The sequence below is a fragment of the Novosphingobium resinovorum genome (assembly GCF_001742225.1).
Taxonomy (GTDB): domain Bacteria; phylum Pseudomonadota; class Alphaproteobacteria; order Sphingomonadales; family Sphingomonadaceae; genus Novosphingobium; species Novosphingobium resinovorum_A.
Genome location: NZ_CP017075.1, coordinates 3,317,938 through 3,333,356 on the forward strand (window position 1 = coordinate 3,317,938; position 15,419 = coordinate 3,333,356).

15 protein-coding genes are annotated in these 15,419 nt (G+C 65.3%); 12 read left to right on the forward strand and 3 right to left on the reverse strand.

Features of this window, described 5'->3' with window-relative positions; all coding sequences use genetic code 11:
- The first annotated feature begins 8 nt into the window (after window positions 1-8).
- Window positions 9-443: an ExbD/TolR family protein gene (locus tag BES08_RS15425; RefSeq protein WP_008829625.1), complete on the forward strand. Its 435-nt coding sequence runs from the start codon at window positions 9-11 to the stop codon at window positions 441-443.
- Window positions 444-516: 73 nt separating this feature from the next.
- Here BES08_RS15425 and BES08_RS15430 read toward each other — a convergent pair whose 3' ends face one another.
- Window positions 517-2,973, reverse strand: a complete 2,457-nt coding sequence (locus tag BES08_RS15430; RefSeq protein WP_069709294.1) for a ligase-associated DNA damage response DEXH box helicase — start codon at window positions 2,971-2,973, stop codon at window positions 517-519.
- Window positions 2,974-3,052: 79 nt separating this feature from the next.
- On the reverse strand, window positions 3,053-4,471 hold the full coding sequence (gene pgmG / locus BES08_RS15435) for a phosphoglucomutase/phosphomannomutase PgmG (protein ID WP_231958054.1): 1,419 nt from the start codon (window positions 4,469-4,471) through the stop codon (window positions 3,053-3,055).
- 153 nt (window positions 4,472-4,624) lie between these two features.
- Here pgmG and BES08_RS15440 point away from each other — a divergent pair, with 153 nt between their 5' ends.
- From BES08_RS15440 to BES08_RS15460, 5 genes are all read left to right on the forward strand, one after another.
- Window positions 4,625-6,160, forward strand: a complete 1,536-nt coding sequence (locus BES08_RS15440) for a peptide chain release factor 3 (RefSeq protein ID WP_008829628.1) — start codon at window positions 4,625-4,627, stop codon at window positions 6,158-6,160.
- 89 nt (window positions 6,161-6,249) lie between these two features.
- Window positions 6,250-6,954 carry an endonuclease/exonuclease/phosphatase family protein gene (locus tag BES08_RS15445; RefSeq protein WP_036529918.1) on the forward strand — a complete coding sequence of 235 codons (705 nt, stop codon included), beginning with the start codon at window positions 6,250-6,252 and terminating at the stop codon, window positions 6,952-6,954.
- Window positions 6,955-7,116: 162 nt separating this feature from the next.
- On the forward strand, window positions 7,117-7,455 hold the full coding sequence (locus BES08_RS15450) for a P-II family nitrogen regulator (protein WP_008832047.1): 339 nt from the start codon (window positions 7,117-7,119) through the stop codon (window positions 7,453-7,455).
- Window positions 7,456-7,469: 14 nt separating this feature from the next.
- Window positions 7,470-8,780, forward strand: a complete 1,311-nt coding sequence (locus BES08_RS15455) for an ammonium transporter (RefSeq protein WP_008832048.1) — start codon at window positions 7,470-7,472, stop codon at window positions 8,778-8,780.
- A gap of 178 nt (window positions 8,781-8,958) precedes the next feature.
- Window positions 8,959-9,297 carry a P-II family nitrogen regulator gene (locus BES08_RS15460; protein WP_069708832.1) on the forward strand — a complete coding sequence of 113 codons (339 nt, stop codon included), beginning with the start codon at window positions 8,959-8,961 and terminating at the stop codon, window positions 9,295-9,297.
- A 48-nt stretch (window positions 9,298-9,345) separates the two neighbouring features.
- Here BES08_RS15460 and BES08_RS15465 read toward each other — a convergent pair whose 3' ends face one another.
- Window positions 9,346-9,771 (reverse strand): protein tyrosine phosphatase family protein, encoded by a 426-nt coding sequence (locus BES08_RS15465; RefSeq protein ID WP_008832050.1) that lies wholly within the window; start codon window positions 9,769-9,771, stop codon window positions 9,346-9,348.
- Between the two features lie 285 nt (window positions 9,772-10,056).
- Here BES08_RS15465 and BES08_RS34590 point away from each other — a divergent pair, with 285 nt between their 5' ends.
- From BES08_RS34590 to queC, 6 genes are all read left to right on the forward strand, one after another.
- The gene (locus tag BES08_RS34590) at window positions 10,057-10,851 is read left to right on the forward strand and encodes a cold-shock protein (protein ID WP_069708833.1); all 795 of its coding nucleotides are present in this window, start codon (window positions 10,057-10,059) and stop codon (window positions 10,849-10,851) included.
- 188 nt (window positions 10,852-11,039) lie between these two features.
- Window positions 11,040-12,230, forward strand: a complete 1,191-nt coding sequence (locus BES08_RS15475) for an aspartate aminotransferase family protein (protein ID WP_036529922.1) — start codon at window positions 11,040-11,042, stop codon at window positions 12,228-12,230.
- Entirely contained in the window at window positions 12,230-13,153 is a 924-nt protein-coding gene (gene argF, locus BES08_RS15480; protein WP_420873458.1) for an ornithine carbamoyltransferase, read from the forward strand. The genes BES08_RS15475 and argF overlap by 1 nt, the downstream gene beginning before the upstream one ends.
- The gene (hslO, locus tag BES08_RS15485; protein WP_051587186.1) at window positions 13,150-14,055 is read left to right on the forward strand and encodes an Hsp33 family molecular chaperone HslO; all 906 of its coding nucleotides are present in this window, start codon (window positions 13,150-13,152) and stop codon (window positions 14,053-14,055) included. The genes argF and hslO overlap by 4 nt, the downstream gene beginning before the upstream one ends.
- A gap of 106 nt (window positions 14,056-14,161) precedes the next feature.
- Window positions 14,162-14,563, forward strand: coding sequence for a DUF3617 domain-containing protein (locus BES08_RS15490; protein WP_069708835.1), 402 nt, complete (start codon window positions 14,162-14,164; stop codon window positions 14,561-14,563).
- 65 nt (window positions 14,564-14,628) lie between these two features.
- Window positions 14,629-15,336, forward strand: a complete 708-nt coding sequence (gene queC / locus BES08_RS15495; protein ID WP_069708836.1) for a 7-cyano-7-deazaguanine synthase QueC — start codon at window positions 14,629-14,631, stop codon at window positions 15,334-15,336.
- Window positions 15,337-15,419 lie beyond the last annotated feature (83 nt).

Sequence of the window (15,419 nt, forward strand, 5' to 3'; positions counted from 1 at the left end):
AACATCTCATGGCAATGTCAGCAGGCAAGTCTGATGGCGAGCCGATGATGGAGATGAACACGACGCCGTTGATCGACGTCATGCTCTGCCTCCTCATCATGTTCATCATGTCCATCCCGGTTGCGACGCACTCGATCGATATCGATCTGCCCGTCGCGACCCCTCCGACGGACACTCCGCCTCCGATCGACCCCGTCAAGAACAAGATCGTGCTGACTCAGGACAGCAAGGTCATGTGGAACGGGACCCAGATCGATCAGGGGCGTCTGGTCCAGACGCTCGAAGCCACGACCCGCATGACCCCCGAGCCGGAACTTCAGTTCCAGCCCGAGCCGGAAGCCAGCTACGAGCTGTCGGCACAGGTTCTCGAGGTCATCAAGGCCTCGCAGGTCACGAAGTTCGGCTTCGTCGGCAACGAACAGTTCGCGACTTTCGGCAAGTAAGCCGATCGTTCAAAGGCTGGTCCCGCAAGGGGCACCCAAAGGGGCGGAGCGATCCGCCCCTTTTTGTTTGCCTTCAATCCTCGGCAGCAGGATCGATGCGCATGGCGACCGATGCCAGACTCTCGGCCTCCAGCAACAGGTCGTCGTCGGCCGCACCGGACGGCAGGCTTTCCCGGCCGATCATCGAGAGCGCTGGCACCGAGAGCGGGCTGATCCGGTCAAGCATCACGTGGTCGATCTCCCGAGCAGCCCGGTCGAGCACGTCGGCCACGCGGGCCACATCGGTCATCCGGGCCCGCGCGTCGGCCCAGGCCGCCTCGATCAGCAAGTGATCGGGCTCATACTTGCGCAGCACGTCGTAGATCAGATCCGTCGAGAACGTGACTTGTCGCCCGGACTTGCGCTTGCCGGGCTGCTGGCGCTCGACGAGCCCCGAGATCACCGCCACCTCGCGAAAGGCGCGGCGCAGCAAGTAGGATTGCTGGACCCAGTCGACGAACTCGTGAGTCAGGATATCGGGTGAAAGCAGCGCGGCCGGATCGTCCACCGCCTTAAGCCCCCAGACCACCAGCGTATAGTCGGTCGCGACGAAGCCCAGCGGGCCCAGCCCCTGGTCTTCCATGCGCCGGGTGATCAGCATGCCGAGCGATTGATTCGCATTCCAGCCCTCGAATGTATAATAGCTGGTGTAGGCGAGGCCCCGATGCGGGAAGCTCTCCACCAGCAACTGGCCGGGAGCCGGCAGGTGCGAGCGCCAGTCCTGAACTTCCAGCCATTCACGCACGTCGTCCGGGAACCGCGCCCATCCGGCCCGGTCCGCAAGCATCGTGCGCACCCGGTCGGCAAGATGCGTCGAGATCGGCATGCGCTGGCCCATGTAGCTGGGTATCGTCGCGGAGCGCTTCGCGGCGCGCACGATGAGTTCCAGATCCTTCAGCGCTTCGACTTCCAGGTCCATCCCGGCGAAGCGGAACGTATCGCCCGGCTCAAGACTGGCGCCGAAACCTTCTTCCACCTTGCCCAGCGAACGCCCGTTGCGAAAGCGCACGTCGAGCATCTCGGCATCGACGATGATCCCTGCATTGAGCCGGTGGCGCGCCGCATGTTCGGGATGGGTCAGTCGCCAGGTCCCGTCCCTGTCGCGCACGATGCGGCGGAAGCGGTCGTAGGCGCGCAGGGCATAGCCGCCGGTCGCGACGAATTCGAGGACGCGGGCGAAGATCGTCTCGTCCACCCAGGCGTAGCTGAGTGATGAGCGTACCTCGGCGAGCAGAGCCTCCTCGCGAAACGGCCCTGCGCACGCCATCGCCATGACGTGCTGGGCGAGGACATCGAGGCCGCCGGGGCGGAAGGCGTCGCCATCGCGCTGGCCTTCGCGCACGGCCTCCTGCGCGGCGAAGGCCTCGAGGAATTCGAAGCGGTTGCCCGGTACCAGCATTGCCTCGCTGGGGCTGTCGAGCCGGTGGTTGGCGCGCCCGATCCGCTGCAGCAGGCGCGATGAGCCCTTGGGCGCACCCATCTGCACCACCAAGTCGATATCGCCCCAGTCGATGCCGAGGTCGAGGCTGGCGGTACAGACGAGAGCGCGCAACTTCCCGTCCGCCATCGCCGCCTCGACCTTGCGCCGTGCCTCGCGCGAAAGCGATCCGTGGTGGATGCCGATCGGCAGGTTGCCTTCGTTCGCGTCCCATAGTTCCTGGAAGATATATTCGGCAAGGAAGCGGGTGTTGGTGAACACGAGCGTGGTGCGATGGGCCTTGATCTGTTCGATGAGTTGGGGGATCGCCCAGGTCGCCGCATGTCCGCTCCAGGGAATGCGCTCTTCGCGTGGGAGCAGGATTTCGACCAGTGGATCAGCACCGGGTTCTCCTACGACCAGTTCGACGCTTTCGATCTCGCCCCAGGGGGCCAGCCATCCGCGATATTCGTCCGGATCGGCAAGGGTTGCCGAGAGCGCCGAGCGTTGGAGGTCCGGGGCCAGCGCCTGCAGCCGGGAGAGCGACAATGCCAGCAGGTCGCCGCGCTTGCCGGTAGCGAAGGCATGGACCTCGTCGATTACGACGCGTTTGAGGCTGGCGAACAGTTCCGGCGCTTCAGGATAGGATAGCAGCAGCGAAAGCGATTCGGGCGTGGTCAGGAGGATATGTGGCGGCCGCGCGCGCTGCCGGGCCTTGCGGTCGGATGGCGTGTCGCCGCTGCGGGTTTCGATGCGAAGCGGCAGGCCCATCTCCTCGACGGGCGTGAGAAGGTTGCGCTGCACGTCGGTCGCCAGCGCCTTCAGTGGCGATACGTAGAGTGTGTGGAGCCCCTCGGGCGATTTTCCGGGTCCGAGGCGAGAGGGACAGAACGCCGCGAGCGTCGGCAGGAAGCCGGAGAGCGTCTTGCCCGCACCGGTATCAGCGACGAGCAGCGCGTGGTGCCCCCGATCCGCTGCGGCGAGCATCTCCTGCTGGTGGCTGCGCACCTGCCAACCGCGCGAATCGAACCATGCCGCGATCTCCGACGGCACGGGGGAAGGGGGCGTTGTCATTGCGCGCATCGAGGGGAGCATATCGGCACTCCGGGATAAAAGCACCGCAGTGGATGCAGTTTCACGGCGCTCGAAGCGGCTATGCCCTTGCCGTTCCGGCCAGTCCCGAAGCGGCGAGCTGGCCGTCGATCTGGTCCAGCAGGCGTTGCAGGCCCGCCTGCGTATCGCTTTCGGCTCGGGCGGTCAGTGCGGCCTGCGTGTTCGATGCGCGCAGGAGCCACCAGCCGTCCGGCGTATCGACGCGGACGCCATCGATCGCATCGACCCGGGCACCTGCCAGCGCAAGCCGCTGCATGACCTCCTCGACCACCGCGAACTTGCGCGCATCGTCGGCCGGGAAGCGCAATTCCGGCGTGCTGATCAGCGCGGGCGTGGCGTCGCGGAGCGCGGCAACGCTCGATTCCAGCCGGGCTGTGGCGGCAATCAACCGCAGCGCGGCGTAGAGGCCGTCGTCGAAGCCGAACCAGTCATCGGCGAAAAAGAAATGGCCGCTCGTCTCGCCTCCCAGCAATGCACCGCTGCGCTTCATCCTCGCCTTGATGTGCGAGTGGCCTGCCGGCGCCATCTCGGTCCGGCCGCCGAGGGCGCGGACCCCTTCGAAAACCGTGCGCGAGGCCTTTACGTCCGCGATTACGCCTGCGCCGGGGCGGCGTGCCAACAGGTCACGCGCGAAGATCAGGAGGAGCCGGTCGGCGTCCAGCACCCGACCCGTTCCATCGACGACACCGATTCGGTCGGCGTCGCCATCGAAAGCTAGTCCGAAGTCGAGGTTCTTCGCCGCGACCAGCCTGCGCAAGTCTGAGAGATTGGCGTCGATCGTAGGGTCCGGGTGGTGATTGGGGAACCGCCCGTCCACTTCGGAGAAAAGCAGATGATGTTCGCCCGGCAATTGCGAGATCAGACGTTCCAGAGCAGGGCCAGCCGCGCCGTTACCCGCGTCCCAGCCGACCCGAAGCCGAGAAAGATGGTTTCCATCGCAACCGGCCAGCCCCTCGAGCAGTCGGGTGACGTAAGCCGGAAGAACGTCGCGTTCCTCGATGTGGCCGCGATTTTCCGCAGCGGGGAGATCGCCGGCTGCAGCCATGCTGCCCAGCCGGACGATGTCGGCACCAAAGAACGGCGCCCCCGCAAGTACCAGCTTGAAGCCGTTGTGATCGGCGGGATTGTGGCTGCCAGTTACCTGAATGCCGCCCTCCACCTCTGGAATTGAGGCTTCAGCGAAATAGAGCATGGGGGTCGGCCCAAGACCGATGCGGATGACGTTCACGCCCGCATCGGAAAGGCCATCGACCAGAGCCTGTTCGAGCGCGGGTGAACTCAGCCGGCCATCGCGTCCGACCACGACGCCGGCCCCTCTTCCCATAATGGCCCCGAAACTGCGCCCCAGCGCATAGGCGTCCGTTTCGAACAGCGTCATGCCGAAGATGCCGCGGATGTCGTATTCACGCAGGATACTGGGATCGAAGCGGTGCGACAGGGTGGGCGTCGGCTCTGTCATGGTCGTTCTCTTGTTCGGGCGAACGTTGCGGTCACCTTTGTAGCCACCTTTAGCGCATAGCCCGCGCAGGCCAACTGTCGCCGCCCCGATCCGCGACACGCACCTGGGCGGCGGGACTTTCCTTCTCGCCCCCAGCCCACTAATAGCGCGCCGATGAGCACTTCGCCCCACCAGTCCCGCCGTACCTTCGCGATCATCTCGCATCCTGACGCGGGCAAGACCACGCTGACCGAGAAGCTGCTGCTGCAAGGCGGCGCGATTCACCTTGCCGGGCAGGTGAAGGCGCGCGGTGCAGCGCGGCGGGCGCGCTCGGACTGGATGAAGATCGAGCAGCAGCGCGGCATTTCCGTGACCAGCTCGGTCATGACTTTCGAGCGGGACGGGATCACCTTCAATTTGCTCGATACGCCGGGTCACGAGGATTTCTCGGAAGACACCTACCGCACGCTCACTGCGGTCGATTCGGCGATCATGGTGATCGATGCCGCCAAGGGCATCGAGCCGCAGACCCGCAAGCTGTTCGAAGTCTGCCGCTTGCGCTCGGTGCCGATCATCACCTTCATCAACAAGGTGGATCGTGAAGGCCGCGCCTGTTTCGATCTGCTCGACGAAGTGGCGGACATGCTGGCGCTCGACGTGTGCCCAATGTCCTGGCCGGTCGGCATGGGCGGCGTGTTCGAGGGCATCCTCGACCTCGCCAGCGGCGGCATCAGTCGCCCTGAGGGTGCCTCCAAGGAATTTCTCGGCAAGATCGACAAGGGTGCGGCGCTGCCGGACGCCGTCGCCGAGGAGCTGGAACTCGCGCAGGCCGGCTATCCGGAATTCGATGTCGAGGCCTACCGCGCGGGCGACCTGACGCCGGTTTACTTTGGCTCGGCGCTCAAGAACTTCGGCGTCATGGAACTGATCGACGCGATCTCGCGTCACGCTCCGCCGCCGCGGCCGCAGCCGTCGGACCAGGGCACGATCGAACCGGACAACAAGGAAGTCACGGGCTTCATCTTCAAGGTGCAGGCCAACATGGACCCGATGCACCGCGACCGCATCGCTTTCATGCGGCTCGTTTCGGGCACCTTCAAGCGCGGCATGAAGCTGACGCCCTCGGGCCTCGGCAAGCCGATCGCGGTGCACTCGCCGATCCTGTTCTTCGCGCAGGACCGCGAGATCGCGGACAATGCCGAGCCTGGCGACATCATCGGCATTCCCAACCACGGCACCCTGCGCGTTGGCGATACGCTGTCCGAGAAGAACGACGTGCGCTTCGTCGGCTTGCCCAACTTCGCCCCGGAAATCCTGCGCCGCGTGGCGCTCAAGGATCCCACCAAGACCAAGCAGCTGCGCAAGGCGCTTGATGACCTTTCCGAAGAAGGCGTCATTCAGGTGTTCTACCCGGAGATCGGCTCGCAGTGGATCGTCGGCGTCGTCGGCCAGCTGCAGCTCGACGTGCTGATCAGCCGCCTGGAAGCCGAGTACAAGGTGGAGGCAGTACTGGAAGGTTCGCCGTTCGACACCGCCCGCTGGCTCAAGGGCGACGACAAGGCGCTGCGCGACTTCGGCGAGTTCAACAAGATGAACCTGGCCAAGGACCGTGACGGCGACCCGGTGTTCATGGCCCGATCGGCCTGGGATGTGAGCTACCAGCAGGAGCGCAATCCCGAGCTGACTTTCAGCGCGACCAAGGAACGTTGAGGGGCGCCTGATCGCACCATAACGGTTCACGCAGGAACCTGACGGCGCTCCGGCGGATTGCTACACAGGCCAATCGCCGGAGCCGCTCGTTGCAGATCAAGTTCGCCAGTTACAACATCCACAAGGCTGTCGGCCTCGACCGGCGGCGCGATCCCGAGCGCATCCTGACCGTGCTCAAGGAGATCGACGCCGACGTCGTCGCGCTGCAGGAAGTCGATCGCCGCTATGGCCGCCGCATGGCGGTGCTGCCGCTCGAGGCGATCCATGCCGCTACCGATTACGTCGCTGTTCCCATGTCGATGAAGCCGGACAGCCTCGGCTGGCATGGCAATGCGATCCTCGTGCGCAAAGGTATCGACATCGTCGAGGCGGCGCCGGTGCCGCTGCCGGTGCTGGAGCCGCGCGGGGCCGTGCGGGCGGACCTCCTGATCGAGGGCAGGCGCCTGCGGGTAGTTGGCATGCACCTGGATCTCTCGGGCATCCGCCGGCGGCATCAGGTTCGTTCGGTGCTATCCCACTGCGCCGACTGCGCCGAGCGCGTGCCGACCGTGATGATGGGCGACCTCAATGAATGGGCGCAGCGCGGCGGATGCCTTCGTGAATTCGGCGTGGGCTGGCAGGTGCTGGCGCCGGGCCGGAGCTTTCCGTCCCGGCGGCCGATGGCACTGCTCGATCGGATCGTCGTGTCCGCCGAGTGGGAAGTTGTGGGAACCAATGTGCATCACAGCCCGTTGTCGGCGATAGGCTCCGACCATCTCCCGGTCTGTGCCTCGCTTGTGTTGCCTAAAATTTAGGCAACTGCCCATGAATCGGGCGACGTTGCGTGCTTCCGGCGCGATCTACGGTTTATCCACCTGTTGAATCAGCACTGATTCTTGCTGATCGGTAAATTGGCACACCCCTTGCTTAGTATCCTGTTAGCCGGCGCTGGGGCCGGTGGCTAACAGGGGATAGGCATGAAGTTCATCATAGCCATCATCAAGCCCTTCAAGCTGGACGAAGTGCGGGAGGCGCTGGGGGGCATTGGCGTCGCCGGCATGACCGTTTCGGAAGTGAAGGGCTTCGGTCGCCAGAAGGGTCAGACGGAGATCTACCGCGGCGCCGAGTACTCGACCAACATGCTGCCCAAGGTGAAGATCGAGGTCGCTGCACCTGACGATCTGGCACCCAAGATCGTCGAGACGATCCAGCAGGTCGCAAGCACCGAGGCCATCGGTGATGGCAAGATCTTCGTCCTGGACCTTGCTTCGGCCGTGCGCATCCGCACCGGCGAGGCTGGCGACACCGCGCTCTGAGGGGAGCTTTCACGATGAACCGCAAGATTTTTGCCAAGGTTTCCGGCGGAATTGGTGCGACGCTCGCGTCGCTAGCCGTTTCCACCGCCGCCTTCGCCCAGGACGCCGTGCCGACCGTCGACAAGGGCGACACCGCCTGGATGATGACGTCCACCGTCCTCGTCTTCCTGATGATCCTCCCCGGCCTCGCGCTGTTCTACGGCGGTCTGACCCGCTCGAAGAACATGCTCTCGACCATGACGCAGATCGGCGCCGCGGCCTCGCTCGCCATGCTCATCTGGGTCATGTACGGCTACTCGATGGCCTTCGGTGAGGGTGGCAATGCCTTCGTCGCCGGCTTCGGCAAGGCGTTCCTCGCAGGCGTCACCCCCGATTCGGTCTCGGGCACCATTCCCGAGTATGTCTTCGCCTGCTTCCAGATGACCTTCGCCGCGATCACCGTCGCGCTGGTGCTGGGCTCCACGGTCGAGCGTATCAAGTTCTCGGCGGTCATGGTCTTCGCGGTCGTCTGGCTGACGATCGTGTACTTCCCGATCGCGCACATGGTCTGGGCTCCGACCGGCTACTTCTTCGGCCTCGGCGCGCTCGACTACGCGGGCGGCACCGTCGTCCACATCAACGCCGGTGTCTCGGCGCTGGTCGCCGCGATCATCCTCGGCAAGCGCAAGGGCTTCCCGGCCGAGCCGATGCCGCCGCACTCGCTGACGCTCACCATGGTCGGCACCGGCCTGCTGTGGGTGGGCTGGTTCGGCTTCAATGCCGGTTCGGCGCTCTCGGCCAACGGCGCGGCCTCGCTCGCCATGATCAACACTTTCGTCGCCACCGCTTCGGCAGGTCTGTTCTGGATGCTCGCCGAGCGTCTGGCGGGTCACAAGGGTTCGGCCCTGGGCTTCTGCTCGGGCGTCGTCGCCGGTCTCGTCGCGGTCACCCCGGCAGCGGGCAACTCCGGTCCGTTTGGTGCCATCATCCTGGGCGCTGTGGCTTCGATCATCTGCTTCTTCGCGGTCAGCAAGCTCAAGCCGATGCTCGGCTATGACGACGCGCTCGATGCATTCGGCGTCCACGGCATCGGCGGTATCGTCGGCGCCATCGGCACCGGCATCGTCTATGCCCCGTCGCTCGGCGGCCCCGGCAAGGCGGACTTCGCCATCGGCCCGCAGCTGGTGATCCAGATCGAGGCGGTCCTCGCCACCGTGGTCCTCGCAACCGTGGGCACCGTGATCGCGATCTTCATCGCCAAGGCAGTCACCGGCCTGCGCGTCACTCCCGAAGTCGAAGCCGACGGCCTCGACATCGGCGAGCACGGCGAGCGCGCCTACAACTAAGAATCTCCAGTTTGGCGGCGGCGGGAACTTCCTCCTCTCCTCCCTCCCGTCGTCGCCAACCGATGTTCCTCCTGCGAACACAACCTTCAAAGGGCCGGAGCCAGCCGCTCCGGCCCCTTTTTTATGCATGCGACTTGTGGGATGCTGCGCCTGCGGGGCGGCAAGTGGGGGAACGCGCATGAAGTACGTCACGGCCATCATCAAGCCGTTCAAGTTCACCGAAGTGAAGGAGGCGCTGGCTGCTTCCGGCGTGTCCGGCCTGACGGTGTCGGAAGTCAGCGGGCACGGTCGCCAGAAAGGGCAGACCGAAGTCTATCGCGGCGCCGAATATGCCTCAAGCATGTTGCCCAAGCTACGGCTTGAGATCGCGGTGACCGACGAGATGGCGCCGCGCATCGTCGAGATCATCCGTGCGCACGCCAACAACGACGAGATCGGTGATGGCAAGATCTTCGTGTTTCCCCTCGACCGCGCCGTGCGAATCCGCACCGGCGAACAGGGTGACGACGCGCTCTAGTTGTTGGTAGCGCCCTGATCATGGCCCGTCCGTGCGGGCGTATTCGGCTTATCGTCCGGCGGACAGCATCTCGATCAACTGGCGCACCGGGCTGACGTCATAACCCGCACCGGCTGCCTTCGAGGCGATCACCGCCGGGCTGTCACCGGCCTTGGCGCGGGCCAGCGCCCACAACAGCGTCGAGCGCGTGCCCGAGCGGCAATAGGCGAGCACCGGCCCCTCGACGTCGAGGGCCTGCTCCATTGCATCGACCTGCGCCTGGCTGAACCCTGCGTGAGTCACGGGAATCGCGACGTAGTCGATTCCCGCTTCCCGGGCCGCCGCTGCGATGGCGTCGCCGGGGGTCTGGTCCTCGCTCTCGCCTTCGGGGCGATTGTTGACGATCCGTACGATTCCCAGTGCCTTGGCCTCGGCGATCATGGCGACGTCGATCTGCGGGCTGGCGAAGACGGTCTCGGTAATCTGGCGGAACATCTGCGCATTCTCCCGTATTCGAGCGGCCGGGCGGTGCCGGAAACCGGCCTTCAAGACGCTTCGAGGCGCCGAGGCAAGCCCATTCGTCGCTTAAAAACCGCCAATTCGTCGCGAAGCGCTGCAAAGACCTCGCATTTCCGTTCGCCATCGCGTTTGGAGTCGTGTAAGAGTCATGTTCGCAGGAGAGGGTCGGGCCTTAGCCCGGCCGCTTGCCTGACGTTTGGCGTGGATCGTCCGCCCGCCTGACGAATACTTCTGGGGCGCAGCGAAGGTACGCTAGTAGACATGGGTTTTGATAGAGGTCGTCGCGGAAGGGGACGCGACAATAAGCGGGGCGGAGAAGACGAGTTCGATCCGTTCTACGCTGGTGGCGGAGATCGCTTCGGCGGCGGTGATCGCGGCGGCTTCGGCGGCGGCGGCTTCGGTGGCGGCGACCGTTTCAGCGGTGGTGGCGGCTTCGGCGGCGGTGATCGCGGCGGCTTCGGCGGCGGCGGGGGCGGCTTCGGCGGTGGCAACCGTGGCGGCGGCTTCGGCGGCGGCGGTGGCGGCGGCTTTGGTGGTCGCGGCGGCGGCGGCGGTGGCGGTATGCCCGCGCAGGTCGTCGGCCAGGGCAAGGGCGTCGTGAAGTTCTTCAACGCAGCCAAGGGCTTCGGCTTCATCCAGCGCGACGAAGGCGGCGACGATGTGTTCGTGCACATCAGCTCGGTCGAGCGTGCCGGCCTCGAAGGTCTGGCCGAAGGCCAGCAGCTCGAATTCCAGCTCGTCGATCGCGGTGGCAAGGTATCGGCAACCGACCTCGTGGTCGTTGGCGATGTGATCCCCGTCGCCAAGCGCGAGCCGGCGCCGCAGCGCCAGCTCACCGGCGAGAAGGCTACCGGCACGGTCAAGTTCTTCAACTCCATGAAGGGCTTCGGCTTCATCACTCGTGATGACGGCCAGCCGGACGCATTCGTGCACATCAGTGCGGTCGAGCGCTCGGGCATGTCCGGCCTCAACGAAGGCGATCAGGTTGAGTTCGACATCGAGGTCGATCGACGAGGCAAGTACTCGGCGGTCAACCTGCAGCCGCGTCAGGGTTGATCCTGCCTGCACTCCTCCCGGCCAGAACTCCTTAAGGACGTTTGACCCGGAGGCTGCAAACATCTAAACGCGCGCAAATGGCGGTCCGGTAGGGCCGCCATTTGTCGTTTGCGATCTTCAAAGCGAGATTTCTCTAAGGCCCGCCAAGACCCGCGTTCTGGGGGCTCGATTCTGCAAGGAATGCCGACATGTCCATTACCCCGCTGATGCCCGTATATCCCCGGTGCGGCGTGCGTCCCGTTCGCGGCGAACACTGCCATCTCATCAGCGAGGACGGTCGCCGTTTCCTCGACTTCGCCAGCGGCATCGCGGTGAACGCGCTCGGCCATTCGCATCCCGGCCTCGTCGGCGCGATCCAGAAGCAGGCCGAGACGCTGATGCACGTCTCCAACCTCTATGGCAGTCCGCAGGGTGAGGCCGTGGCGAAGCGTCTCGTCGATCTGACGTTCGCGGACACGGTGTTCTTCACCAATTCGGGCGCCGAGGCGGTGGAGTGCGCGATGAAGACTGCGCGCGCCTATCACCAGTCGGTCGGCAACGACCAGAAGTACGAGTTGATCACCTTCAACCAGGCCTTCCACGGCCGCACGATGGCCACGATCAGCGCTTCCAGCCAGGAGAAGATGCACAAGGGCTTCCTACCCTTGCTGCCCGGCTTCAAGTACGTCGAATTCAATGATCTGGAGGCTGCGAAGGCCGCGATCGGTCCGAACACGGCAGGCTTCATGGTCGAGCCGATCCAGGGCGAGGGCGGCATCCGCATCGCCACCGACGAATTCCTGCAGGGCCTGCGTGCGCTGTGCGACGAGCATGACCTCATGCTGATCCTCGACGAAGTGCAGAGCGGCGTCGGCCGCGCCGGGACTTTCTTCGCCTATGAGCAGTACGGCATCGAGCCGGACATCATGGCGACCGCCAAGGGCATCGGCGGCGGCTTCCCGGTCGGCGCCTGCCTCGCCACCGAGAAGGCGGCGCGCGGCATGGTCGCGGGCACGCATGGCTCGACGTACGGCGGCAACCCCTTCGCCATGGCGGCGATCGGCGCGATCCTCGACGTGATCCCGGACGAGGCCTTCCTTGCCGACGTGCGCGCCAAAGGCGAGCGGATCAAGGCTCGCCTTGAGCAGTTCATCGGCAACTATCCCGACCTCTTCGAACTGGTGCGCGGGCGCGGCCTGTTCATCGGCCTCAAGATGAAGGTCGAGCCGCGCGCCTTCGTGGCGCACATGCGCGACAACCACGGGCTGCTCACCGTCTCGGCGGGCGACAACGTGGTGCGCGTGCTGCCCCCGCTCGTCATCGACGACAGCCACATCGACGAGTTCATGGAAAAGCTCTCCGCCGCAGCGGCGGACTACAAGATCGAAGCGAGCGTGTGATGAAGGATTTCCTGAGTCTGTCCGATGCGGGCGGCGATACCCTCGCCGCCATGATCAACGACGCGATCGACCGGAAGGCGGCGCGCGCGGGCTGTGCCAAGGGCCGTGCCGACGCCGATGCGCCGCTTGCCGGGCACACGCTCGCGATGATCTTTGAGAAGAACTCCACCCGCACCCGCGTCTCGTTCGACATGGCGATGCGCCAGCTTGGAGGCTCGGCGCTGATCCTGGAGGCAGGTTCCACGCAGATCGGTCGCGGCGAATCGATCGCTGACACCGCCCGCGTTCTCAGCCGCATGGTCGACGCGATCATGATTCGCACCGACGACCACGCCAAGATCGAGGAACTGGCGCATTACGCCGACGTCCCCGTCATCAACGGCCTGACCGACCTGTCGCACCCGTGCCAGATCGTCGCTGACCTGCTGACGATTGTGGAGCACGGCCACGCGCTGCCCGGCCTCCAACTGGCGTGGCTGGGTGACGGCAACAACGTCGCCAACTCGCTGATCGAGGCGGCGGGGCTGATGAAGTTCACCATCCGCATCGGCGGCCCGGCGGGCTACGAGCCGGACGCCGGTTTCATCGCGCGCTGCCGCGAGGCCGGGGGCGAAGTCATCCTCACCAACGACCCGCACGAGGCTGTGGCCGGGGCGCAGGTCGTGGTCACCGACACCTGGGTCTCGATGGGCCAGCCGGGCGGCGAGCAACACGTTGCGGCGATGCAGCCCTATCAGGTCAATGCCGCGCTGATGGCCGCTGCCCGCCCCAAGGCGACCTTCCTCCACTGCTTGCCCGCGCACCGCAATGAGGAAGTGACCGACGAGGTCATGGATGGTCCGCAGTCGGCGGTGTGGGACGAAGCCGAGAACCGCATCCACGGTCAGAAGTCGGTCCTGCTCTGGGCGCTCGGCAAGCTGTGATCGAGGACGACCTGCTGCGCGACGATACCGGCTTCGACCGAGTCCTGTCGTTCACCGTGCCCGCGCGCCATGTGCGCGGGCGCATGGTGCGGCTTGGCCCGGTGCTGGAGACGGTGCTGTCGGCGCATGACTATCCCAAGGTCGTCAAGCATGTGCTGGCCGAGGCGCTGGTGCTGACCGCGCTGATGGGCTCGCTGCTCAAGGACGAGAACGCCCAGCTGACGTTCCAGGCGCAGGCCGAGGGCGGCGCGGTGGACCTGCTGGTCTGCGACTATCGCAACGGGGAACTGCGCGGCTATCTGCGCCACGATCCGGAGATGGTCGGGGCGCTGGAGGAGGACTGCTCGCTCGAGACGATGTTCGGCAAGGGCTTCCTGGCGATCACCTTCGACCTTGCGACCAGTGGCGAACGCTATCAGGGCATCGTGCCGCTGGAAGGCGCGTCGCTTGCGCATGCCTGCGAGAGCTATTTCGCGCAGTCGGAGCAGCTGCCGACGCTGATCCGTATCGCGGTCCGCTCGAACGGGCCGCGCTGCGTCGCGGGCGGCATGCTCGTGCAGCATTTCCCCGACGGCGAGGAAGGCCGTGAACGCCTGCACGTCAAGGAAGACCATCCGGACTGGGAGCATGTCGCGATCCTGTCTGGAACGGTGCAGGCCGCCGAACTGGTCGATCCGGTGCTGACGCTGGAGGAACTGGCGTGGCGCCTGTTCCACGAGGAAAGCGAAGTACGGGTTGAACCTTTGCTTCCGCTGAGCCGTGGCTGCCGTTGCACCGTCGAGCATTATCGCTCGATCCTGTCCAAGTTCCCCGAGGATCAGCTGGAGGACATGCGCGACGACGATGGGCACATCCCGGTCGATTGCGCGTTCTGTTCCAAGGTTCTGCGCGTCCCGGCCTGAGTAGCACAAGCGAGCGTCATACTCTCGCCACACCTATGAGTGACTTGAAATCCGGGGCGCCCCTGCCGATGTTGTGAGCGGCGGGACGTTTTCAGGGTGCGACGGAATGTTTTCGAAGTCTTCTCTTGCAGTGTTTGGACTGGCCGCCTGTGTAGCGGCAGCACTGCCGGCTTACGCGCAGCAGCAGTCATTGGGCATGCTCGATGCATTGGCACACGGTGGCTGGGAACTGCGCGAGCGCGGTGGTCCGGTGCGCAACATCTGCCTCGACAGTGGACGTCGGCTGATCCAGCTGCGCCATCCGGGGGCATCGTGCAGCACTGTCGTGGTCGAGGACAAGGCCGATCAGGTCACCGTGCAGTACACCTGTCGCGGACAGGGCTATGGCCGCACGCAGATCCGGCGTGAGACCGATGGCCTGGTTCAGATCGACAGCCAGGGCATCGTCAACGGCCTGCCTTTCGCGTTTTCCGCCGAAGGGCGCCGCACGGGCGATTGCCGCAGCTGAGTCTGCCGAAGACCTTGCGCATTTGATCGTTGTCGTCGCGGCGTCAGGGGCGTAGCGGGGCAGTCATGCATGAAGAGACAACCCCGCAGCCGGGCTCGGCTGCTCCGCAGGCCGTGGTGCTGCTTTCCGGCGGCCTCGATTCCATGGTCTGTGCCGGGATCGCGCGTGAACGCGGCTTCGCGGTCAATGCGCTGACCATCGACTACAACCAGCGGCACCGGCGCGAACTGGACGCGGCGGCCGAGATCGCCAGCTTCGTGGGGGCGCAGCGTCATGTGGTGCTGCCGCTCGATCTGCGGCGCTTCGGCGGCTCGGCGCTGACCGACGACATCGCCGTGCCCAAGGACGGCGTCGGCGAGGATATTCCGGTCACTTACGTGCCCGCGCGCAACCTCGTGTTCCTGTCGCTGACACTGGCCTGGGCGGAGGCGATCGGCGCCAACGACATCTTCATCGGCGTCAACGCGCTGGACTACTCGGGCTACCCGGATTGCCGCCCGGAGTTCATCTCGGCTTTCGAGAACATCGCTACGTTGGCGACCAAGGCCGGGGATGAGGGGCAGAAGCTGCGCATCCACGCGCCGCTCCAGTTCATGAGCAAGGCCGACATCGCCCGCGAGACGGACCGTCTGGGCCTCAATCCCGGCATGAGCTGGTCGTGCTACGACCCCCAGCCGGACGGGCGTGCTTGTGGTCTGTGCGACAGTTGCCGCCTGCGCAAGGGTGGCTTCGAGGAAGCCGGGCTCACCGATCCGACGCCTTACGCGGCCTGATCTTCAAGCCCCGTACAAACGAAAGCCCGACGAGCGATCTTGCCGGGCTTTTTCGTGTCTGGAAGGCGGCTCGCGTAACGCGG

Coding starts and splice junctions, on each gene's coding strand:
- BES08_RS15425 (WP_008829625.1), top strand. CDS start 9: ATGGCAATGTCAGCAGGCAAGTCTGATGGCGAGCCGATGATGGAGATG.
- BES08_RS15430 (WP_069709294.1), bottom strand. CDS start 2,973: ATGACAACGCCCCCTTCCCCCGTGCCGTCGGAGATCGCGGCATGGTTC.
- pgmG (WP_231958054.1), bottom strand. CDS start 4,471: ATGACAGAGCCGACGCCCACCCTGTCGCACCGCTTCGATCCCAGTATC.
- BES08_RS15440 (WP_008829628.1), top strand. CDS start 4,625: ATGAGCACTTCGCCCCACCAGTCCCGCCGTACCTTCGCGATCATCTCG.
- BES08_RS15450 (WP_008832047.1), top strand. CDS start 7,117: ATGAAGTTCATCATAGCCATCATCAAGCCCTTCAAGCTGGACGAAGTG.
- BES08_RS15455 (WP_008832048.1), top strand. CDS start 7,470: ATGAACCGCAAGATTTTTGCCAAGGTTTCCGGCGGAATTGGTGCGACG.
- BES08_RS15460 (WP_069708832.1), top strand. CDS start 8,959: ATGAAGTACGTCACGGCCATCATCAAGCCGTTCAAGTTCACCGAAGTG.
- BES08_RS15465 (WP_008832050.1), bottom strand. CDS start 9,771: ATGTTCCGCCAGATTACCGAGACCGTCTTCGCCAGCCCGCAGATCGAC.
- BES08_RS34590 (WP_069708833.1), top strand. CDS start 10,057: ATGGGTTTTGATAGAGGTCGTCGCGGAAGGGGACGCGACAATAAGCGG.
- BES08_RS15475 (WP_036529922.1), top strand. CDS start 11,040: ATGTCCATTACCCCGCTGATGCCCGTATATCCCCGGTGCGGCGTGCGT.
- argF (WP_420873458.1), top strand. CDS start 12,230: ATGAAGGATTTCCTGAGTCTGTCCGATGCGGGCGGCGATACCCTCGCC.
- BES08_RS15490 (WP_069708835.1), top strand. CDS start 14,162: ATGTTTTCGAAGTCTTCTCTTGCAGTGTTTGGACTGGCCGCCTGTGTA.
- queC (WP_069708836.1), top strand. CDS start 14,629: ATGCATGAAGAGACAACCCCGCAGCCGGGCTCGGCTGCTCCGCAGGCC.